Origin of the sequence: Vreelandella titanicae, assembly GCF_014697095.1 — a bacterium.
In the GTDB taxonomy this organism is placed as follows: domain Bacteria; phylum Pseudomonadota; class Gammaproteobacteria; order Pseudomonadales; family Halomonadaceae; genus Vreelandella; species Vreelandella titanicae.
Map to the genome: position 1 here is coordinate 5,168,314 of NZ_CP059082.1, position 19,204 is coordinate 5,187,517.

Here is a 19,204-nt window from a genome sequence, read left to right on the forward strand (position 1 = left end):
TAATCCAACTTTTTATTCGCTAGATTTGAGAGTTACCCAATATTGGGTCAGTCGGTCGACGCTAATCGGCAGCGCATTGGCAATGGCTTGCAGCGCCCGGTCGGTATCATCAATAGGGAAAGCGCCTGATACCCTCAGCCCGGCAATGGCGGGATCACAACGCAGCACGCCTGTACGGTAACGGCTCAACTCTGCTACCAAACGGCTCAACGGCCAGTCCACCGCTACCAGCAGACCGCGTGTCCAGCTATCCGCCTGGGCGGTGGCGGTGGCAACCTCTACAGAGCGTGAGCTCATCTGCGCCTGCTCTCCAGCAACAAGGCGCTGGGTCTTGCCACCAGCCAACTGCGGAATCAACTCGACCTCATCCTCCAGCACGGTGACTTGGGTAGACGTGCCCTGCTTGCGCACGGTAAACACGGTGCCCAACGGCACAACAGTGCCTTGCTCGGTATGCACCTGCAGCGCTTTAGCGGCGGCAACGCCTTTCGCCCCTTGGCCCGTGCGAATAAAGATTTCGCCTTCATAGAGGCGAATCAACCGCGTGGTCGAGGTTTCCACTACATCCAGCGCGGTGGCCGTGTTAAGTACCAATTGCGTACCGTCGGCCAGGGTATATTCACGGCGTTCTCCCCGTGCGGTGCGGTGGCTGGCCATCCAGCTTTCTACTGGCGCCTGTTGCCAGGCCAACGAGCCCAGCGCGCTTCCTGCTGCCAATAAAGCAAAGCCGCGCAGCACTGCTCGTCGGCTATGACTCTGACGTTGTTTGATCTGCAACGCATTGAGCGAAGGAGTACCAGGAATCACCTGCAATTGCTGACGCAGTTTTTCTACCTGTTGCCAAGCCTGAATGTGGGCCGGATCCTCCGCTAACCAAGCCGCATGTGCGTGTTTTTGCTGTGCAGTAACATCTTCCGAGCACAACAGTGCGTACCAGCGGGCCGCAGCTCTGAGGGTATCTTTGCGGGTTGCCTGGGTATCGCTCATAGTGGTTCTTCAAACATCAGCAGCAAGCAATGTTCAGTGGCTTTGGCCATGTACTTTTTCACCGAGCTGACGGATACCCCCAAACGTTCGGCGATCTCGGCATAACGCAGACCCTCCAAATGGCAGAGCAAAAACGCCTGGCTTACCTTGTTGCCTAACCCTTCCAACATTTCATCGATCTGAAACAGGGTTTCCAGAATCAAGGCCTGCTCTTCCGGCGAGACGACCACCGGCTCAGGTTGATGCTTTAAGGCTTCCAACCAGGCTTTTTCCAAGGCATCCCGACGCACAAAATCCACCCACACCCGGCGAGCAATGGTGGTCAGAAAGTTACGCGGTTCATGGAGTTTGCTAATTTGGTCGGCGTTACTCGGAGAGGTGAGAATGCGCAGAAAGGTATCCTGAGCCAGATCAGCCGCCTGCCAGCTACAGCCCGTTTTGCGCTGCAGCCAACGCTGTAACCAGCCATGATGTGCATTATACATCTCGGCCAATGGCGTATTCTCAGCTGAAACCGGCATCCCCCCTCCCAAACGATCAGCAAACGGAGGGATATTCTAGTAACAGCTGCCAGTTAATACAAATCATTATTATTTTCTTTAACCACACTATTGTCCCTCGATAGCTGCCGCTGAAAAGTGGACGTACAGCCCGCTCTTATTGAACTGCAGACCCAAGCTGTGAACGCCGTGTACTACCGCCAAACCACGCTTTCACAGCGCACCCGACTGTTTATGGAGTTTTTAGCAGAACAGTTACAGGGGCAACTGCATGGAAGCTTATCCAATCACTGATTACAGCTTGCGCGATTCACTCCCTCATTCTAATTTACTTATATGCAAGGCTATTCAACGTCGCTCCAGATGTCACTTACCACATCGCTACTGAGACAAGGTGCCGCCTATGCCTCCCGCCGCCGCCCACTCTTTATTGCAGTCGCCACTAAATCACTCACACGGGGCTTGCTGTTGCGGTTCACCGTTACTACAACGCTTTCATGAGCGTGTGATGGCAGATATTACCCGCCGCCAATTCATGGGAGGAGCCGCTGCAGTAATGGCACTTTTCTCTGGTCTGCGCGCACCCACCGCCATAAGTGCTCAACCTAAACGGGCTGATGGCCCACTATTATTGACCAATCTAAGGCTCTTCGACGGCAGCGGCGCGGCGTTACGCGACAACGTTTCAGTACGTATTGAAGAGCAGCGTATCCAGGCTATTTTGCCTGATGATGCCGCACCTGAAGGCGCAGAAATCATCGACTGTGGTGGTAGCGTATTAATGCCAGGCTTGATTGATGCCCATTGGCACACGACGCTGGCGGCTATTAGCCAAGTAGACGCCATGACCTCCGATCTAGGCTATATCCATCTAGTGGCGGCTCAGGAAGCAGAGAGAACGCTGATGCGTGGCGTTACTTCAGTGCGAGATGCGGGCGGGCCATCCTTTGCACTGAAGCGTGCTATTGATGAAGGAATTGTGGCTGGACCGCGAATACTTCCAGCAGGAGCCATGATCTCCCAAACCTCCGGCCATGGTGATTTTCGAATGCGCTACGAAATCCCACGGGCCAACAACGCACCGCTTAGTGAACAGGAACGCCAAGGCGTAGCCGTCATTGCCGATGGGGAAGCAGAAGTATTACGACGTACCCGTGAACAACTCATGCTAGGAGCTTCACAGATCAAATTGATGGCGGGTGGCGGCGTGGCGTCTACCTATGACCCATTGGATAGCACCCAATTCAGCGAGCGCGAGCTACGCGCAGCGGTGGATGCAGCAGAAGACTGGGGTACCTATGTCATGGTGCATGTTTATACCTCCCGAGGTATTCAGCGTGCATTAAGGGCAGGCGCTAAATCCATCGAACACGGGCAGCTCGCCGATGAAGAAACCGTAAGGATGATGGCAGGGGAAGGCGCATGGTGGAGCCTTCAGCCTTTCTTGCAAGATGAAGATGCAAATGTTTATCCCGATGCCGCTCGCCGCGAAGCACAACAACAAGTAGCCGAAGGCACTGTGCAGGCCTACGAGCTAGCCCAACGTTTTGATATCAAGACAGCCTGGGGCACTGATATTTTATTTACCCCGCAAAATACCCCCAACCAGCTGCGTCAATTAGTCAAGCTGACTCGCTTTTATGACCCACTTACCGTGTTGGCCATGGCGACTGGCCGCAATGGTGAGCTTCTTTCACTATCAGGATCACGCAACCCCTACCCTGGCACGCTCGGTAAAATAGAGCCGGGCGCGATGGCCGATCTACTTTTAGTAGACGGTGACCCTAGTAAGAATCTTGATTTCCTTCATGACCCTGAACGCAATCTGCGACTGATCATGAAGGGCGGACGCATCTATAAAGACAATGTATAAGGATTTCTGTGATAGCCAAATTACGCCCGTTTATCACTGCCTTCAGCATCTTAGCGATAGGCTTTGCAACGAATGCCAATGCCCAAGAGGATGCTTGGCGTTTCCAGCTTACCCCTTATGTCTGGATGACGGGTTTAGCTGGCGATGTGCGCCCTCTGGCGACTGCTCCTACCATTAGTACATCGCGCTCATTTAACAATGTACTTGATGATCTTGATGGTGCCTTTTTCATGGCTGGCAGCGCACGCCGCGACCGCCTAGTGCTGTTTGGTGACATTACCTGGGCATCGCTTAGCCACGAGAGCACGCTGCTTCCTGGCGTTGCTATAGAGGGCAAGCTGCGCCAACGCTCTTTAACTGCAGCAGCAGGTTATCAAGTGGTCAATACTTCGAGCCAATACTTAGATTTACTGGCGGGCGCTCGCGCTTGGCGGATCGAGGCGGAAGTGAATGTGCCCGCGCTGGGAGTTGGTGCAAGCGAGACCGAACGTTGGCTCGACCCGATTTTAGCCGCTCGACTGCGTTCCACCTGGAGCCCCCAGTGGTCAACATTAGTGCATGCCGATATTGGTGGCTTCGGAATTGGTTCTGATAGCACCTGGCAGGTAGTGGCTACCGCTAATTACCAAATCAGTAAGGCGCTCCACTTATCAGCAGGCTATCGCCATTTGGCAGTGGATAGAGACGAATCGGGTACACGCATCGATATATCGATGAGCGGTCCTTTGCTGGGTGCTACTTGGCGCTTTTGAGTAGGCCAATTCTCCCCTCTTAAACCTCAGAATCATCTCTCCTGCCATAGTCCACCCACACCCGGCGGGCAATGATGGTCAGAACGCTACGCGGCTCATGAAGTTTGCTAAAGGAAGGTGTCCTGGGCCAGATCAGCCGCCTGCTTTCACCTCCAGTCTTTGGATTTCAATACACAGCCAATTTTCTCATTATTTGTCTTTCACCGACGCCATGATCCTTCCGGCATATCAATGTCGCGTTGAGCCTCATCGAGCGCCTGACGCACCCCCTCCCGATCAAACGGTATACAGTAAGCTGGTTTGGCGCGCTCAAAACGCCAGCTTTCCGCCAGCGACCCAGCATCGACAACGTCGAAGCCGAACTGTCGCACCAACCTTGCGACGCTCTCCTTAGCCGCATCGTCATCTCCCGCTATCGGTAGGGCGCGCCGGTTTCCCGAAGGCAGCGTCTGCCCACCCTTCTCCAGATCGGAGGCCAGAATCGCGTTGAATGCCTTCACGAGACGGGAGCCTGTCAAATGCTGCGCCAGCAGTCCACTCGTCGTCGCCCTGCGCTCATCCAGTTCGGGGATCGATCCATCTCGATCTGGATAGTAGTTATTGGCGTCCAGCACTATCTTGTCACGCAGTGGCTCAACCGGAAGAGTGGCATATTGATGAAAAGGAATGGCGATCAGTATAATTTCGCCGAAGCCTATGGCTTCATGCAGGCTGCCAATCTGTGCTCCAATTTTCGGCGGAATGCTGCTGAGTGTCTGCGGCCCCCGCGAGTTACTGATCATGACGTCATGGCCTGCCGCAATCACCTGGCGTGCAAAGGCTTGTCCGATAAAGCCCGCACCAATAACCCCAATCCGCATGTCTTTCTCCCGACCGTTTTAAGATAAGCAGTACTTTATTGCGTTACTCAAACGTGATAAACAGGTCTTTATTGACTTAATAATCCACTGAGAGTTGATAATGCTGGATCGGTTAACGAGCATGGCTATTTTTGTGAGGGTTGCCGATCTTGGCTCTTTCACAGCCACCGCCGCAGAATTCGGCCTATCGACGCAGATGGTTTCCAAACACATCATGGCCCTGGAGCAGCTGCTTGGGTCGCGGCTCTTGCACCGCACCACGCGCAAACAGAGCCTGACCGAGATCGGACATCTCTATCACGAACGATGTCAGGTTATCCTTGCAGAAGTCGAGGCGGCCGAAGCGCTGACGGAACAGGCCCGGGCCGTTCCACGGGGTCGCCTCAGAATCAACGCGCCCGTCACATTTGGCAGTCAAAGCCTGGTGCCTCTTGTCACCCGCTACCTTCGTAAGTACCCAGAGGTGGAGGTCGACCTCACCTTGTCGGATCGTCTGGTCGATCCTATCGAGGAAGGTTACGAAGCTGTCATTCGCCTCGGGCTCATCAGCGACAGCACCACATTGGTGGCACGTCCGCTTGCCCCCTACCAGCTCATCGCCTGCGCCTCGCCTGCCTACTTAGCGAAGCATGGAGAGCCGGAGACGCCTGCGGATCTGGTTGAGCATGAGTGTCTGGGGTTCGCCTATTGGTTCGGCACCTTGGGCAGGCAGTGGCGCTTCAGTCGCGACAACTGCAATTTCGACGCTTCCGTGAACGGGCGGCTACAAATCAACGACTGGAAGGGGCTGCTTCGCGCAGCATTGGAAGGATTCGGCATTACATTGGGCTACGAAGCTGCATTGACGGAGGCGTTATCCACTGGGCGGCTGGTGCGCATCTTGCCAGACTATGCTGGGCCATCAAGACCAATGCACCTGCTCTACGCCGCCGATCAACGCATGACGCCGAAACTACGTCATTTCATAGACGATGTTGTGGCCACGTTCGCTTAACTTCCACCGTTACCTCGCGCCTTTGTCGTCACTCACCCAGCGGGTAAAAGCAGCGACCTGAGGATCCGCCTCCTTTACGGCATAATAAACCAACCGTAGGTGGCGCTCTTCATCAACGGTTAACGTCGTGTGCTCGAACGCTACCTCGCCTAACTCCTCAAGGTGAAGATGACGTACTCCCTGGCAAGGGGCGTTGACCTCCTGGGTTTTCCACAACTGCTTAAACTCAGGCGAGACCTTGGTTAACTCTTCGACAAGCTCATCAATGGTGGGGTCTTGCGCCGCTCGGGCAAAGTCGCGGCGAAAACTGGATAGCATTTGGCTGACCTGCGTTTCCCAGGGTGACAAGCGCTGACGCATGGCAGGGTCGGTAAATAACAACCACAGCATGTTGCGACGCTCTGGTGCATGGCAAGAGAAGTTGAACAGCTTATTGGCCGCGCTGTTCCACGCCAGCACATCCCAGCGCAAGTTCAGGATATACGCAGGTCGCGTAGGCAGGTCGTCCATCAACCTTTGAACCAGCGGCGGCACGCTGCACCAGGTTTTGCCTAGCTCAGAGGGTAAGCGCTGATGGGTAAGCAAGAATAGATGTCGGCGCTCAGCCGCATCCAGCTTGAGCGCTTTGGATAGATTGTCCAGAAAAGTGGCCGATACGCTGATATCGCGACCCTGCTCCAACCAAGTATACCAAGTCAGCCCCACGCCTGCTAAAGCGGCGACTTCTTCACGCCTTAACCCCGGCGTACGCCTTCGGCGGCCACGAGGAAGCCCCACCTCTTCTGGTGCGATTTTCTCTCGGTGCATGCGTAGAAACGCAGCCAAGTCTTCCCGTGTTCGAGTCAGCGTCCGTGGAGCGGTCATTTTATTACCTTGAATAACTTATCACTTTTAGTAATAGCATAAATAGTTAAATTGTACCCCCTTTAAAGCCTCTCCAGAATAGCCCTTCGCTGGCAAAACAGCGCTGGCGGATTCTTTTCTAATGCTTATGCCTGGAGTGCGTTATGGCTGACCAATCTCGTCTATCGGTATATCTCGTGGCACTGGGTGCGTTTGCACTTGGGATGGCCTCTTATGTGACTGCGGGGCTAATTCCCCTCATCGAAGACGCCTTTAGTGTCTCTGCGGCCACGGCTGCTCAGTTAGTCACGGCATTCACCTTAGCCTATGGCTTAGGCTCGCCTGTCGTCGTTGCGCTACTACCTGGCAAGCACCAACGCCTGGGTTTACTACTAGCGTTAGCCGTTTTTATTGTGGCAAATATCGCCAGCGCACTAGCCACCAGTTTTATATCACTCTCGATATGGCGGGCGGTCGCTGGCGTTGGCGCAGGGGTTTACCTTGCCATGGGCATTGCCGCCTCAGCCGCCATAACGGCTGAGGCCCACCGCGGTAAAGCGATTGCCATCATTATGGGCGGTATGGCGAGCGGCACGGTACTGGGGGTGCCTATCAGCCTGTTGCTAGCAGAGCGTTTAGGTTGGGAGTCAGCGATGTGGCTTATTTCAGCACTTGGGTTAATCGCCTACGCGGGGCTACAGGTAAAACTACCTGCTCTTCCATCCGCACCAACGCTTTCACTTGTTCGCAAGCTCGCTATTTTGCGAAGCCCTCATGCCATGGCCATTCTGGCGGTTTCCTTATTGGGCGCTGTGGCCAGTTTGGGGATGTATACCTTTATTGCCCCGTTTATGGCGGCCACCGAGTCAGGTGCTGTTCAGTCAATTACCGGCTATTTATGGGTGTGGGGGATTGGCGGCGTCGTGGGCAGTTTTCTGATTGGGCCTCTGGTGGACAGGTTTATCGGCCCTGTGATTACCCTGGCGATTATGTTGCTGCTCTTTTTGGCGCTCATTGCTCTACCTTTCACGGCGTCGGTTCACCCACTGCTGACGTTACTTCCAATTGCGCTTTGGGGTGCTGTGGGCTGGGCGCTTCAAGTGCCACAAAACAATGAACTCGTTCGTGCACGCCAAGCCCACGGCGACGGTAACCTGGCGGTCGCACTCAATGAATCAGCGCTCTATTTAGGCAGTGCGATAGGCGCGGCGTTCGGGGGCGTTTTGCTGGCTTTCCACCTTCCCGTTTCGACATTAGCCATTGGCGCGGGGGTTATTGCCGCTGCAGGTGCAGCAACACAGCTAATCATCGTCATGCGCATGAAGCGCTAGATCAGTTAGTGCACGCCAAGTGGCACTCTTCATGCCCCTTGGCGGCTCTGCATAGATCAGTCTTTTGCTTAACACCCAAACATCAGCGACCGGTGTGTAGAAAGCCCGGCCATGGCGCCATCAGCCACGGCAAAGGTGACCGACCCTGCGGCGCGGGCTACATCACCGCAGGCGAAAACACCGGGGATTGAAGTGGCCTGCATTGCATCGGTTTTAACAATGCAGCCCATGGGAGACTCCTCTAGCTCGCATCCCAATTGAGCTGCTAACGGGCTAAGGTGAATGCGCGGCGCGACAAATAAGCCCACCAATGGAAACACCCGACCATCCTGCATTACCAGCTCAACGCCAATCTCTGTTTGGGAGACTAGCCGTGCCGCTGCGCCATATTCGATATGAGTACCGCGCGCCTTAAGCTGAGCCAGTTGCTCAGCAGTGGGTTCAAAGGCATCGTTAACAAACAGCGTGGTTGCGCCCCAGTCGGGCAGCATCAAACCATGGTGCATCGCGAGTTCTGAGGTTGCCAGCACACCGATACCCTCTTTGCCCAGCTCATAGCCGTGGCAGTACGGGCAGTGGAAAACGCATTTTCCCCACTGCTCGGCGAGCCCCGGTAAGCCTGGAAGCTCATCGGTAACACCCGCGGCCAGAATAATGCGCCGTGCCTGATAGGTGCTGCCATCGGCCAGCGCCACCAAGAAATTATCAGCCGTCCCCGTTACTGCCTCCACCCGCCCCGTGCGCCACTCAACCGTTGGGTACTCCATCAGTTGGCTACGGGCCTCTGCTGCTATCTCTGCGGGTGGTGCACCATCCTGGGTTAAAAAACCATGGGAGTGAGAAGCAAAACGGTTACGGGGTTGTCCCGCATCTATCAGTAATATTTTCCGCCTTGCTCGGGCTAGCTGTAGCCCTGCCGCCATGCCTGCGTAGCTGCCACCGATAATCACTGCATCAAAACTCATTGCCCTTCCTCCGTGTACACCCAGTCTTTTAAGCCCATGGTGAATAAACTCATTTCATGTATCTTTTATTGATACATTAAAAAGCGTACAGAGGTCAATGGCAATGTTGAGAATGCCGATTAACGCTAATCGGGTTGGTGGTGAAGATTAAGGCGTCGGCAGTTGGTAGCCTTTGCGCGTCGCAATATCGTCAAACTGAGTGGCTAGTTCCGCCAGCGTGACCGCTCCCAAGCGGTCGATCAGTAGCGCTTCTGCTTCGCGCATGGCATCAAAAAGCGCCGCATTAACCACCTGCTCTACCGCGCAGTCCGGGTTATCACGGTCGGTGCCGATGGCGAAAATGCGCGGTCCGCCTACGGCGTTGTGTATATCCAGCAGCGTTACGCTGTGCAAATCACAGGCGATGCGCCAGCCGCCGTTGTGCCCCTTTTCAGACTTTACATAGCCCGCCTTACGAAGGCCCGCCATAGTGCGCCGCACCACGGCAGCATTGGTGCCCAGCATGGCGCCAATCTGCTCTGAAGTAATCGGTTGGGATTCCCGCGCGATGTGCAGCAGCACATGCAGCATACGAGAGAGGCGGCTATCTGTTCTCACGGGCAACAATCAACTATTCAGAGGATAAACAAAGGAAAACAACGAAGCTGCACTTTAGCACACCCGCGAGCGGGGCTGGGAATGAACCCAACCAGGGCCACCGCACACGAACCTACACCTCGTTCGCCGTTATAAGGCAAACTATGCTCTCGCTCTCTATACTGGTGCTGAATCACTTTCACTGGCAGGGGATAAATGTCTGGCACGTCATTAGCCCCATTTAGCGCCTCCCATTGTCGTTACTTCCAGGCCACTTAAGGATGTTATGGGTCTTCACGAAATCGCTGTCGGTGGCATCTACTTAAGCCCTCTGTTGATCTACGCGCTGATCGGCTTTGTGGCTACGCTGACCATTCGTTCACTACTGCACTGGGTGGTCGGCGAGTACGCGCTCTGGTACGAGGCGTGGTTCGACATTTCATTATTTGTCATCCTCACCGCTGCCACCACGTTCATTTTTACTGTTTTGCTTCAAAGCCCTTAAGACAGCCCTTGAGAGAATCGCCGATGCGCCCTTCGCTCCGTATTTTGCTCACCCTCGTTATTGTCGCCATTGCCGTTGCCGCTGGTGCATGGCTATGGCACTACTACCTCTATACCCCCTGGACTCGTGACGCTCGGGTTCATGCGGAAGTGGTGACGATTGCCCCCGATGTCTCTGGCTGGGTACGCACACTTGAAGTAGTGGACACCGACCATGTTGCCCAAGGCGATACGCTGTTTGAGATCGATAACACGCGTTACCAAGCGGCGGTGGACAGCGCCCAGGCCACGGTTGACCATCGCCAGGCGACCCTGGAGCTAAGCCGCGCCGAGGAGAGTCGACGTAACCAGCTGAGCAACAATCGTGCGATTAGCGCAGAAAATCAGCAGATTGCCCAGATCAACTCGCGCATTGCCGCTGCCGATTTACAGCAGGCTCAGGCAGAACTAGCCAGCGCTCAGCTTGATTTAGCGCGCACCCAAATAACCGCGCCGGTAAGCGGCCATATCCTCAATGTCCACCTTACCGCTGGCACTTACGCTAATCGCGGCACGCCGGTAATGGCGCTGATCGCGGATAATTCCTTCTATGTCGTGGGTTATTTCGAAGAGACCAAAATGACGTCGATCGACATGGGCGATCCGGTGGATGTGATTCTGATGAACGGCGACACCCATCTGGAAGGCCGAGTGGCGGGTATTGGCCGAGGCATTGCCGATAGCAACACAACCCTTAACCAGCAGCTGCTACCGCAAGTGGAGCCCACCTTTAGCTGGGTGCGCTTGGCGCAGCGTATTCCGGTGCGCATTACACTAGAAGACGTTCCTGATGACACCCTGCTGAGCGTCGGCATGACGGCAACGGTGCGCGTCCGCCCTGCTAAAAACGCTGCCGAACAGTCTGAGTAACCCATGTCGCCGTTTGTTAGTACCTACCTGACGCCCAACGCTACGGCGGTCAAGTTTGCGATCAAGACCACCCTGGCGATGATGCTCGCGCTCTATATCGCGCTTATGTTCGACTTGGAGCGCCCCTACTGGGCGCTGATGTCGGCAGCGTTTCTGCAGATACGCCCAATGAGCGGCATGGTGGTAGAAAAAGGCATCTGCCAACTTGTCGGCACCTTGATTGGCGCCATGGCGGGTATCGCGATCATGGCACTCTTTGCCCAGGCTCGCGTGCCTGCGCTTATCGTGCTGACCGCTTGGATTATGCTATGCACTTACGTGGGCTCGCTGTGGCGTAATAACTACACCTACGGCTGTCTGATGGCCTCCGTAACCGCCATGCTGATCGTGGTCATCTCCAGCGGCAGCACGCCCGCCGGGATCTTCGATATCGCCGTGGCGCGCCTTACCGAACTGGGGCTGGGCGCCATCTGCGCCATGCTGGTCAGCTCGCTGCTCTGGCCATCCCATGTGGGCGCCCACCTTGCCACTCAGGCCGACAGCGTGATCAACGAAGCCTTCGAGCATGCCGCCCTGCGCTTAGAAGCCAGCGACGATATTCCAGCGATGCAGAAAGCCCTGCGCAGCAGCCTCGGGCCGTTAACCCTGCTGGAAACTGACAGCCAGGCCGCCCGCTTTGAAGGCCCGGTAGGCCCCGGCCGAGTTCGGGCAGCCCATGTACTAACCCGCCGCACGCTGCGCTTTTTCGCCAACCTGCAGGCGCTGCACCAACTGATGCACGACCACGCTGACCGACTCGCTCCGCAAAGTATCGAACTCGCGGGCGAGGTCGCAAAAGGCTTTCGCGATGCTGAACACGTCAAAGGGGTCATTGAGGCCAGAAAAGCTCTCCAGTCGCTACGCCATCGGGTTCATGAAAGCGAGGAAGAGGCCAGCTTAGCTCCCCTCGATCGACGTCTGCGGTTGGGGCTACGTGAATCGATCGGCCACGCCATGATCATGCTCGATGCCCGGGAGGCGATTGCCTCGCCGGAGAGCCATAAACTGCGCTCATCGCCACTGGCCTGGCACCGCGATCACCTCGCCGCCGGTATTAACGCCATTCGCTCAGGGCTAGTATTTTCGCTACTGGCGACTTTCTGGATCGTCACCGCCTGGCAGAGCGCCATGATCGCGATGATGCTGGGCACACTGTTTTCCGCCTTTTTCGCCAGCCGTGACAATCCCCTCGCCATCACCATGATGTTTTATAAAGGTATGCTGGCGGCGATTCCTAGTGCTTTTCTGTTCGGCCATGTATTGCTCTCCCAGGCCAACGGTTTTCCGATGCTAGCAATGCTGTTTGGTACACCGCTGTTCTTAGGACTATTAGGTGCCACTAACCTAGCCACCATGGGCTACTGCCTAGCCTTCACTATCTTCAATATTCTGCTAACCATGCCCGGCAACGGCATGGATTTCTCGTTCGACAGTTTTGCCAACCGGGTGGTGGCCGTAGTGATTGGGCTAAGCTGCGTGGTAATGAGCTTTCGCTTGCTGCCGGGGCTGGGCACCCGACTTCGGCGGCGGCGTTTAATCAATGCGATTTCCACCGATATCCATGAGCTAAGCCAGCGCTCGATTCGCGACGCCGAAACCCGCTTCAGCGGCCACATGGCGGATCGGCTTCTGCAACTGGCGCAGCATGACGACATGCTACCCGAAGACCAACGCCACCTGTTTATTCTTGGTTTGACCGGGTTGGATGTTGGCACCGCTACGCTGCGCCTGCGTGATCGGCTTGATGATGCACCGCACCCGCGAATCCGCGAGGCGCATCGCCACCTACTAGGCACGCTAGCTGGCGGGTTTGAAGAGAGCGCCAACGGGCGGCCACCCCAAGGGATTCGTGAAGCAGGTAAACAGCTGGACGAAGCGATTATCGCCTATGGCGATGTCCCCGCCGACCGCCGCGTACTGCTGGAGGGTTTGATCGAACGGCTCGAACTGGCCCTAGAGCGCCTTGCGCGCATCATGGCGGAGCGGCCTAGGTAGGCGGAGGCTTCTGGCAACTGGTAAGGGAAAGCAAAGCTTAGGCCGAGGTGTTAGATGAATACTCAATCCGGGACACTTTCCTCCAGTTTAAACTCGTCTCATCCAGCTTAAACTCGCCTCTCTTGCAGCAGATCGATGAAGGCACGCAGGCTTGGCGGCACAAGCCGGTTATTCGGGTAATAGAGAAACAGCCCAGGGATCCGTGGACACCACTCATCGAGCACGGTAACCAGCCTTCCATCGCTCAAATAGGCTTGAGCGTAAGACTCCGGTACATAGGCAATGCCTAATCCATCCGCGGCGGCTTCCACCATAAGTGGGCTGCTATCCAAGGTCAGAGCGCCGGGCACATCAACCGCCACGTCCTGGCCATTCTGGTGGAACTCCCAGCGGTAGAGCTTGCCACTCGGCAGCCTCTGTCTTATGCATTGTTGAGACGCTAGGTCGCTTGGCGTTTCGGGTATCGGACGGCTATGTAGATAGCTAGGTGAGGCAACGGCAAGAAAGCGCAAATCATGACCCACGGGGATGGCTATCATATCCTGAGGAACTGCCTCTCTCAGCCTGACGCCCGCATCAAACCCCTGCCCGACGATATCCACAAGCCGCCCCTCTGCCACAAGATCAAGCTCGACGCCTTCATGAAGGGTGAGAAACTGCGGCACAACAGTTTGCAGCAACAAGCGAATAGCCGCTTCGTTACCGTTGATACGCAACCTGCCCGTGACCTTTCCTTCGAAGCTTGATGCATCTTCGAGGATCGTGTCCAAGTCACTCAATAGCGGACTCAAACGTAGTAGCAGGCGCTCACCGCTCTCGGTCAAAGAGACGCTACGGGTGGTTCGGTGCAGCAGCCTGGTTCCCAACCTTTGTTCCAGCGTACGTACGGTGTGGCTAAGTGAAGAACGGCTGACGCCCATTAGGTCGGCTGCTCGGCGAAAGCTGCGGTGTTCGGCCACGGCCTGAAAGGCCTTGAGGTCGGCTAACGTTGGCTTACTCATTAGTGAATTACTTTCACCTCCTCGTGCCAATTGTTGAGCATTCTCTAACCAGTGATACTGCCCTAGCCTATGTCTTGCAACATTTGATTAATGACTTAGGAGATTTCTTATGACTAAAACCTGGCTTATCACAGGCACATCCACCGGCCTCGGCCGCCTACTTACTGAACGGCTGCTCGAACGCGGCGACCGCGTTGTGGCCACGCTAAGACGCAAGGGTGCGCTGGACGACTTGTTAGCCCTACACGGAGATCGTTTGCAGCAGTTGACCTTCGACGTAACCGATACATCGACGATGAGAGATGCCGTTTCACGAGCGTTCACGACGTTGGATCGAATCGATGTCGTTGTCAGTAATGCGGGGTATGGTCTCTTTGGCGCTGCCGAAGAAGCTAGCGACCAACAGATCGAGCGGCAAATAGCGACGAACCTCACCGGCTCCATGCAATTCATCCGCGCAGTGCTCCCCCACCTTCGCGAACAAGGGGGCGGCCGCATTGTTCAGGTATCGTCGGAGGGCGGCCAGATCGCCTATCCAAGCTTCAGCCTTTATCACGCCACTAAGTGGGGCATTGAAGGGTTTATCGAGTCAGTGGCGAAGGAGGCCGCACCTTTTGGTATTGACTTCATTATCGCCGAGCCGGGCCCAACAGCCACAAACTTCGCGGAAGGGCTAGACCGCACACATCCCATGCCAGCTTATGAAAACACCCCTGCGGGGGAGCTACGTAGAGCACTAGCATCAGGCGCCTTTGCCATTAAAGGCGATGCGACCAATACCGTTGATGCCATTATTAAAGCAGCGGATATGCAGAACCCGCCATTACGCTTGGCTTTGGGAAGCACCGCCTATGACTCAATTAGTCATGCGCTAAACGAGCGGATTGAGTCGCTCGAAAAGTATAAGGACGTTGCCCTATCTGCCGACAGAAACGAGGCAAACTGATATGCGGTGAAGCCTTTGGTTATGCCTTTTATTGGGGATACCCGAGCTGACCGTCGGGTACTATTTAAAGAGGAAAGGCTTCACCGTTAGCGTTTATGCATCTGTCGATCAACGATAGGCGCATGCTGCGCCATCAAATCTACCACCCAATCAATGAACACACGCAGCTTGGCGCTGACGTGCCGATTCGGTGGAAAAGCGACGTACATCGGCATTGGGTCGAGATGCCAGCCATCAAATAGGCGAACCAGTTCGCCACGCGATACGTGCTCTCTAGCCATGTAATCCGGTAGCCAGATTACGCCGAGTCCCGCCAAGCCCGCTGCAAGCCCAGCGTTCCCATCGTCGACCGAGATCACATAACGCCCCTGCACGGTGACACGCTCTGCATTGCAGTGCAGGGCATAGGGAAAGGCCAAGCCAGAACGTGCCCAGCGGAAACCAACAATGTAGTGAGGTGGAGCTGAGAGTTCTTGTGGGTGTGAAGGAATACCAGCTCTCTCCAGATAGCTCGGTGCAGCGTAAACACCCAGCGTCAGATCACCCACGCGACGCGCCATCAACGATAGGTCGGTAAGCTCACCGCCACGCACCACGCAATCCACGCTTTCACCGATCAGATCCACCATGCGATCACTTACCCCCATATCGATTTGAATATCGGGATATTGAGCATGGAAAGCAGGCAAAGCGGGGATCAAAATCATGCGCGCGAAAGGGCTGGGCACGTCTACCCTTAGTCGGCCGCGAGGCAGCACAGAAGCATTGGAGAGGCTGGTTTCAGCATCATCCATATCGGCTAATAGCTTTATAACGCGCTCGTAATAGGCGGCACCGTCCGCCGTGACGTTAACCTTGCGAGTGGTGCGGTTGAGCAGCTTTACACGCAGCCGTGCCTCTAATTGTTGCACCAGTTGCGTCACGCTGGTCTTGCTCATGTGCAGTGTATCAGCTGCCTTGGTAAAGCTGCCCGTCTCCACGACTCGGGCGAATGCCTGCATTGCGTTAAAACGATCCATGGCTAAGTCAAACACCTTGTGATTGTTTGAAAACTACAAACAATGTTGAACAGAATTCGCCGTTTATCCACCACAAATGCAGGCTTAAAGTGACTTCATCGTAAACAACGGGTCGGTTCCGGCCTACTGATGGAGATACCCATGGCTAAGCGTGACGTCGTTTTCCCCCAAGGCCGCCAAGCGCTTTATGAACAAAACACCTATTCCGCTGCTGTCCGCTCTGGCGATTTTCTGTTCGTGTCGGGCCAGGTCGGCAGCCGTGAAGACGGCTCGCCCGAGCCAGACTTCGCCGCTCAGGTACAGCTCGCGTTTGATAACCTGCAGCGTGTTCTGGAGGCAGCAGGCGCAAGCTTCGACGATATCGTCGATGTGACAAGCTTCCATACCGATCCGGAAGCCCAATTCCCTATCTGGTTGGAAGCCAAGGCGCGCGCGTTTCCGGAAAAACCTTACCCTAACTGGACAGCGGTCGGCGTCACTTGGCTGGCGGGCTTTGATTTTGAAATCAAGGTCATTGCCAAACTCCCCGAGTAAGCAGCCATGTACCTCAAGCGCCTATTCGTTGCGCTTCAGGAACGTCTCCATTAACGGCTTGGAGAGATTTTTGATAGCGGAGAGCATCGCGCTTCGGTGGTGTTTGAAAAAGACGGCCGTATTCGCGAGTGAATTGCGATACGCTCTCGTAACCGACCTCAAAGGCAGCATTACTCGCGGAGCATCCCTCGTCGAGCATGAGGCGGCGCGCTTCAATCAAACGCAGCCGCTGTTGATACTGTCCCGGCGTTAGCGAGGTCATGTGCTTGAAGTGTTTGTGAAACGAGCTGAGGCTCATGCCTGCCTTTGCCGCTAGTTGCTCCACCGACACCCGAGACGTGTACTCGGCTCGCAAGAGTGCAATGGCGTCAGCAAGGCGGCTCGCGTAGCTATCCGGGTCGGCGATATCCCGTAAAGCGGCCCCCTGAGGGCCCGACAGCAGCCAGTAATGCAACTCCTGCATGATGCCTGGGCGAAGAAGCGGCGCTGAATCAGGGCGATCCAGCAGTTTCATCAGCCTTGATACGCAGTCAATCACCTCGACTTCACTATCTTCGGCAAATAAGGTCGGTATCTCGGGTAGTTGCTGGGCATGGGCACTCCCTATATGAGCGGCTAGCTCACGCAGGATCGCCCTATCCAGCTCGACCGCAACGGCTAGATAGGGCTCCTCCGTACTTGCCTGCACAATCCTACCCACCACGGGCATATCAGCGCTGACGATCACCGACTCCCCGGCGGACAAGACCGCTTGTTGTTTCCCAACAAGAATGCGCTTGGCGCCCTGGAGAACCAAACATACCAGTGGCTTATAGACCGATTGCAGATCGCCAGCTGGCGCCTCGACGCACATCATTCGCAGGCCCGGCACGGATGTTAACGCCAAACCATCGCTATTGGCGTGACGTTTGGCATACGTCTGAACCGCCTGTTTGAGTGAGTTCATGAGCTTTTCTCTAGCGTTTCGGCTCAACGTTAGCATGGCGATGAAGGCTTTTCTTCTCGCCTACAGGATCAGGCAAGTTTTTTGTAGATGCTGGCAAGCCCCGCCGCCGCCAAATTGGTAAAAAGTGAGTGGCATTCGCCTCTAAAAGTAGACGGAGAGTTAAACCATGAAAATGTCAGGAAACACCATACTTATCACCGGCGGTGGCTCCGGGATTGGTCGTGAACTTGCCTTACGTTTCAATGCGCTTGGCAACACCGTGATCGTCGCCGGTCGGCGCATGGAAACGCTGGAGGAGACCATTGCTGGCCAGCGCGACATGCACGCGATGGTTGTCGATGTTGAGGATCCAGAGGAGATCACCGCCTTTGCTGAGCGTGTCATCGCCGAGCACCCCAACCTCAATGTACTGATCAACAATGCGGGCATTATGCGGCGCGAGGACTTGTCCCGCACCCGCGACCTGAGCGATGCCGAGCAGACAGTCGTTGCCAATCTACTCGGGCCGATCCGGCTAACGAACGCACTGACCGACCATCTGGTAAACCAGCCAGACGCGGCGATCGTGAACGTCTCCTCGGGGTTAGCGTTTGTGCCGTTAAGCGGCACGCCCACCTATAACGCCACCAAGGCAGCCATCCACTCTTACACAATCTCACTACGCGAGCAGCTCAAGGGTAAGGTCGAGCTCATCGAGCTTGCGCCCCCTGCGGTGCAGACGGAGCTGACGCCGGGCCAGTCGACCCGTGAAGGCTATATGCCGCTCAATGATTACATCGAAGAGGTCATGACACTGTTTCAACAGCAACCGACACCCAAGGAAATTTTGGTGGAGAAAGTCAATTTCTTACGCTGGGCAGAGCGTGACGGACACTTCGATCAAGCGGTCGAAATGCTCAGCAAGATGTGAGCTCCCCTATCCTCTAGCCTTCTAACTCGCACATGCACTGTTTGCTGATGGCCACAGTGCATTTGTCCATTCACGTCGGTCAACCATTCTCAGAGCGAATAAAGGATAGAAGACAAGCCCTTACCTCAACGCAAGCTAACGATTACCCACCCTTCACTGCAATATTTTTAATTATGCGAGCAGGATTACCGCCTACCACCACATTATCGGGTACATCCTTGGTTACAACAGCGCCCGACGCTATGACCACGTTATTGCCTACTCTAACGCCTGGATTAATGATGGCGCCGCCACCAATCCAGACGTTATCGCCAAACGTAATCGGCTTTGCGTATTCTTTACCCGCATTGCGCTCATGCGGATCAAGCGGATGGGTCGCCGTATAAATCTGCACATTCGGCCCAAGCATGCAGTTATCGCCAAAGCGTATTTCACAAACATCTAGCAGGATACAGTCGAAGTTAGCGAAAAAGTTTTCGCCTACATGAATGTTATACCCGTAATCCAAGCGTAAATTAGGTTCTATATAGAGGTTTTCTCCCGTCGATCCGAACAACGATTTCAAGGCTTTCAAGCGCTGGGCGTCAGTTTCCAATACGTGATTGTAGAGCCTCACTTGTCGCCTTGTTTCTTCACGCTCTTTTAGCAGTAGCGGATCAGCAGGGTTATAGAGCTCTCCTGCTAGCATCTTGTCTTTTTCTGAACGCATTAGTCACCCTC

The 19,204-nt window shown here is 55.3% G+C and carries 20 protein-coding genes; 10 read left to right on the top strand and 10 right to left on the bottom strand.

The features are described from left to right. Window positions 1-12 precede the first annotated feature (12 nt). Window positions 13-987: a FecR domain-containing protein gene (locus HZS52_RS23755; protein ID WP_190373867.1), complete on the bottom strand. Its 975-nt coding sequence runs from the start codon at window positions 985-987 to the stop codon at window positions 13-15. Beyond that, window positions 984-1,508, bottom strand: coding sequence for a sigma-70 family RNA polymerase sigma factor (locus HZS52_RS23760; protein ID WP_022519626.1), 525 nt, complete (start codon window positions 1,506-1,508; stop codon window positions 984-986). Before HZS52_RS23760 ends, HZS52_RS23755 begins: the two co-directional genes overlap by 4 nt. Window positions 1,509-1,995: 487 nt before the next feature. On the opposite strand from HZS52_RS23760, the gene HZS52_RS23765 reads away from it, so the two are divergent. Further along, window positions 1,996-3,360 carry a metal-dependent hydrolase family protein gene (locus tag HZS52_RS23765; RefSeq protein WP_223828013.1) on the top strand — a complete coding sequence of 455 codons (1,365 nt, stop codon included), beginning with the start codon at window positions 1,996-1,998 and terminating at the stop codon, window positions 3,358-3,360. Between the two features lie 8 nt (window positions 3,361-3,368). Further along, entirely contained in the window at window positions 3,369-4,112 is a 744-nt protein-coding gene (locus HZS52_RS23770) for a hypothetical protein (RefSeq protein WP_159176208.1), read from the top strand. Between the two features lie 200 nt (window positions 4,113-4,312). Here HZS52_RS23770 and HZS52_RS23775 read toward each other — a convergent pair whose 3' ends face one another. Continuing rightward, window positions 4,313-4,972: an NADPH-dependent F420 reductase gene (locus HZS52_RS23775; RefSeq protein ID WP_022519630.1), complete on the bottom strand. Its 660-nt coding sequence runs from the start codon at window positions 4,970-4,972 to the stop codon at window positions 4,313-4,315. A 100-nt stretch (window positions 4,973-5,072) separates the two neighbouring features. Here HZS52_RS23775 and HZS52_RS23780 point away from each other — a divergent pair, with 100 nt between their 5' ends. After that, a complete protein-coding gene (locus tag HZS52_RS23780; protein ID WP_190373869.1) occupies window positions 5,073-5,966 on the top strand; it encodes a LysR family transcriptional regulator in 894 nt (297 codons plus the stop codon). Between the two features lie 9 nt (window positions 5,967-5,975). Here HZS52_RS23780 and HZS52_RS23785 read toward each other — a convergent pair whose 3' ends face one another. Continuing rightward, the gene (locus HZS52_RS23785; RefSeq protein WP_190373870.1) at window positions 5,976-6,830 is read right to left on the bottom strand and encodes a helix-turn-helix transcriptional regulator; all 855 of its coding nucleotides are present in this window, start codon (window positions 6,828-6,830) and stop codon (window positions 5,976-5,978) included. A 143-nt stretch (window positions 6,831-6,973) separates the two neighbouring features. On the opposite strand from HZS52_RS23785, the gene HZS52_RS23790 reads away from it, so the two are divergent. Then, window positions 6,974-8,140: an MFS transporter gene (locus HZS52_RS23790; RefSeq protein WP_190373871.1), complete on the top strand. Its 1,167-nt coding sequence runs from the start codon at window positions 6,974-6,976 to the stop codon at window positions 8,138-8,140. A 68-nt stretch (window positions 8,141-8,208) separates the two neighbouring features. On the opposite strand, the gene HZS52_RS23795 is transcribed toward HZS52_RS23790, so the two are convergent. After that, window positions 8,209-9,105, bottom strand: coding sequence for an NAD(P)/FAD-dependent oxidoreductase (locus HZS52_RS23795; RefSeq protein ID WP_027957228.1), 897 nt, complete (start codon window positions 9,103-9,105; stop codon window positions 8,209-8,211). 147 nt (window positions 9,106-9,252) lie between these two features. Next, window positions 9,253-9,702 (bottom strand): Rrf2 family transcriptional regulator, encoded by a 450-nt coding sequence (locus HZS52_RS23800; protein ID WP_027957229.1) that lies wholly within the window; start codon window positions 9,700-9,702, stop codon window positions 9,253-9,255. Window positions 9,703-9,967: 265 nt separating this feature from the next. On the opposite strand from HZS52_RS23800, the gene HZS52_RS23805 reads away from it, so the two are divergent. From HZS52_RS23805 to HZS52_RS23815, 3 genes are read left to right on the top strand one after another with little or no spacing between them, the layout of a single operon-like run. Beyond that, complete coding sequence (locus tag HZS52_RS23805) at window positions 9,968-10,186, top strand: DUF1656 domain-containing protein (RefSeq protein WP_022519635.1); 219 nt, start codon at window positions 9,968-9,970, stop codon at window positions 10,184-10,186. A gap of 23 nt (window positions 10,187-10,209) precedes the next feature. Beyond that, window positions 10,210-11,094: an efflux RND transporter periplasmic adaptor subunit gene (locus HZS52_RS23810; protein WP_190373872.1), complete on the top strand. Its 885-nt coding sequence runs from the start codon at window positions 10,210-10,212 to the stop codon at window positions 11,092-11,094. A 3-nt stretch (window positions 11,095-11,097) separates the two neighbouring features. Then, window positions 11,098-13,128: an FUSC family protein gene (locus HZS52_RS23815; RefSeq protein WP_190373873.1), complete on the top strand. Its 2,031-nt coding sequence runs from the start codon at window positions 11,098-11,100 to the stop codon at window positions 13,126-13,128. Window positions 13,129-13,235: 107 nt separating this feature from the next. Here the strand turns inward: HZS52_RS23815 and HZS52_RS23820 are convergent, their stop codons facing one another. Further along, window positions 13,236-14,129: a LysR family transcriptional regulator gene (locus HZS52_RS23820; RefSeq protein WP_190373874.1), complete on the bottom strand. Its 894-nt coding sequence runs from the start codon at window positions 14,127-14,129 to the stop codon at window positions 13,236-13,238. A gap of 109 nt (window positions 14,130-14,238) precedes the next feature. Between HZS52_RS23820 and HZS52_RS23825 the strand changes: the two genes are divergently transcribed. After that, window positions 14,239-15,075 (top strand): SDR family oxidoreductase, encoded by an 837-nt coding sequence (locus tag HZS52_RS23825; protein WP_190373875.1) that lies wholly within the window; start codon window positions 14,239-14,241, stop codon window positions 15,073-15,075. An 86-nt stretch (window positions 15,076-15,161) separates the two neighbouring features. On the opposite strand, the gene HZS52_RS23830 is transcribed toward HZS52_RS23825, so the two are convergent. Then, on the bottom strand, window positions 15,162-16,094 hold the full coding sequence (locus HZS52_RS23830) for a LysR family transcriptional regulator (protein ID WP_190373876.1): 933 nt from the start codon (window positions 16,092-16,094) through the stop codon (window positions 15,162-15,164). A gap of 141 nt (window positions 16,095-16,235) precedes the next feature. Between HZS52_RS23830 and HZS52_RS23835 the strand changes: the two genes are divergently transcribed. Beyond that, window positions 16,236-16,628 (top strand): RidA family protein, encoded by a 393-nt coding sequence (locus tag HZS52_RS23835; protein ID WP_071695507.1) that lies wholly within the window; start codon window positions 16,236-16,238, stop codon window positions 16,626-16,628. A gap of 13 nt (window positions 16,629-16,641) precedes the next feature. On the opposite strand, the gene HZS52_RS23840 is transcribed toward HZS52_RS23835, so the two are convergent. Continuing rightward, window positions 16,642-17,574 (bottom strand): AraC family transcriptional regulator, encoded by a 933-nt coding sequence (locus HZS52_RS23840; RefSeq protein WP_190373877.1) that lies wholly within the window; start codon window positions 17,572-17,574, stop codon window positions 16,642-16,644. A gap of 166 nt (window positions 17,575-17,740) precedes the next feature. Between HZS52_RS23840 and HZS52_RS23845 the strand changes: the two genes are divergently transcribed. Further along, on the top strand, window positions 17,741-18,484 hold the full coding sequence (locus HZS52_RS23845) for an SDR family oxidoreductase (RefSeq protein ID WP_022519833.1): 744 nt from the start codon (window positions 17,741-17,743) through the stop codon (window positions 18,482-18,484). Between the two features lie 142 nt (window positions 18,485-18,626). Here the strand turns inward: HZS52_RS23845 and HZS52_RS23850 are convergent, their stop codons facing one another. Continuing rightward, window positions 18,627-19,193, bottom strand: a complete 567-nt coding sequence (locus HZS52_RS23850) for a sugar O-acetyltransferase (protein ID WP_190373878.1) — start codon at window positions 19,191-19,193, stop codon at window positions 18,627-18,629. Window positions 19,194-19,204: the final 11 nt, after the last annotated feature.

What these genes read in the sequence shown, in the direction of transcription:
- HZS52_RS23755 (WP_190373867.1), bottom strand. Translation starts at nt 987, where the DNA reads ATGAGCGATACCCAGGCAACCCGCAAAGATACCCTCAGAGCTGCGGCC.
- HZS52_RS23760 (WP_022519626.1), bottom strand. Translation starts at nt 1,508, where the DNA reads ATGCCGGTTTCAGCTGAGAATACGCCATTGGCCGAGATGTATAATGCA.
- HZS52_RS23765 (WP_223828013.1), top strand. Translation starts at nt 1,996, where the DNA reads ATGGCAGATATTACCCGCCGCCAATTCATGGGAGGAGCCGCTGCAGTA.
- HZS52_RS23775 (WP_022519630.1), bottom strand. Translation starts at nt 4,972, where the DNA reads ATGCGGATTGGGGTTATTGGTGCGGGCTTTATCGGACAAGCCTTTGCA.
- HZS52_RS23780 (WP_190373869.1), top strand. Translation starts at nt 5,073, where the DNA reads ATGCTGGATCGGTTAACGAGCATGGCTATTTTTGTGAGGGTTGCCGAT.
- HZS52_RS23785 (WP_190373870.1), bottom strand. Translation starts at nt 6,830, where the DNA reads ATGACCGCTCCACGGACGCTGACTCGAACACGGGAAGACTTGGCTGCG.
- HZS52_RS23790 (WP_190373871.1), top strand. Translation starts at nt 6,974, where the DNA reads ATGGCTGACCAATCTCGTCTATCGGTATATCTCGTGGCACTGGGTGCG.
- HZS52_RS23795 (WP_027957228.1), bottom strand. Translation starts at nt 9,105, where the DNA reads ATGAGTTTTGATGCAGTGATTATCGGTGGCAGCTACGCAGGCATGGCG.
- HZS52_RS23805 (WP_022519635.1), top strand. Translation starts at nt 9,968, where the DNA reads ATGGGTCTTCACGAAATCGCTGTCGGTGGCATCTACTTAAGCCCTCTG.
- HZS52_RS23810 (WP_190373872.1), top strand. Translation starts at nt 10,210, where the DNA reads ATGCGCCCTTCGCTCCGTATTTTGCTCACCCTCGTTATTGTCGCCATT.
- HZS52_RS23815 (WP_190373873.1), top strand. Translation starts at nt 11,098, where the DNA reads ATGTCGCCGTTTGTTAGTACCTACCTGACGCCCAACGCTACGGCGGTC.
- HZS52_RS23820 (WP_190373874.1), bottom strand. Translation starts at nt 14,129, where the DNA reads ATGAGTAAGCCAACGTTAGCCGACCTCAAGGCCTTTCAGGCCGTGGCC.
- HZS52_RS23825 (WP_190373875.1), top strand. Translation starts at nt 14,239, where the DNA reads ATGACTAAAACCTGGCTTATCACAGGCACATCCACCGGCCTCGGCCGC.
- HZS52_RS23830 (WP_190373876.1), bottom strand. Translation starts at nt 16,094, where the DNA reads ATGGATCGTTTTAACGCAATGCAGGCATTCGCCCGAGTCGTGGAGACG.
- HZS52_RS23835 (WP_071695507.1), top strand. Translation starts at nt 16,236, where the DNA reads ATGGCTAAGCGTGACGTCGTTTTCCCCCAAGGCCGCCAAGCGCTTTAT.
- HZS52_RS23840 (WP_190373877.1), bottom strand. Translation starts at nt 17,574, where the DNA reads ATGAACTCACTCAAACAGGCGGTTCAGACGTATGCCAAACGTCACGCC.
- HZS52_RS23845 (WP_022519833.1), top strand. Translation starts at nt 17,741, where the DNA reads ATGAAAATGTCAGGAAACACCATACTTATCACCGGCGGTGGCTCCGGG.
- HZS52_RS23850 (WP_190373878.1), bottom strand. Translation starts at nt 19,193, where the DNA reads ATGCGTTCAGAAAAAGACAAGATGCTAGCAGGAGAGCTCTATAACCCT.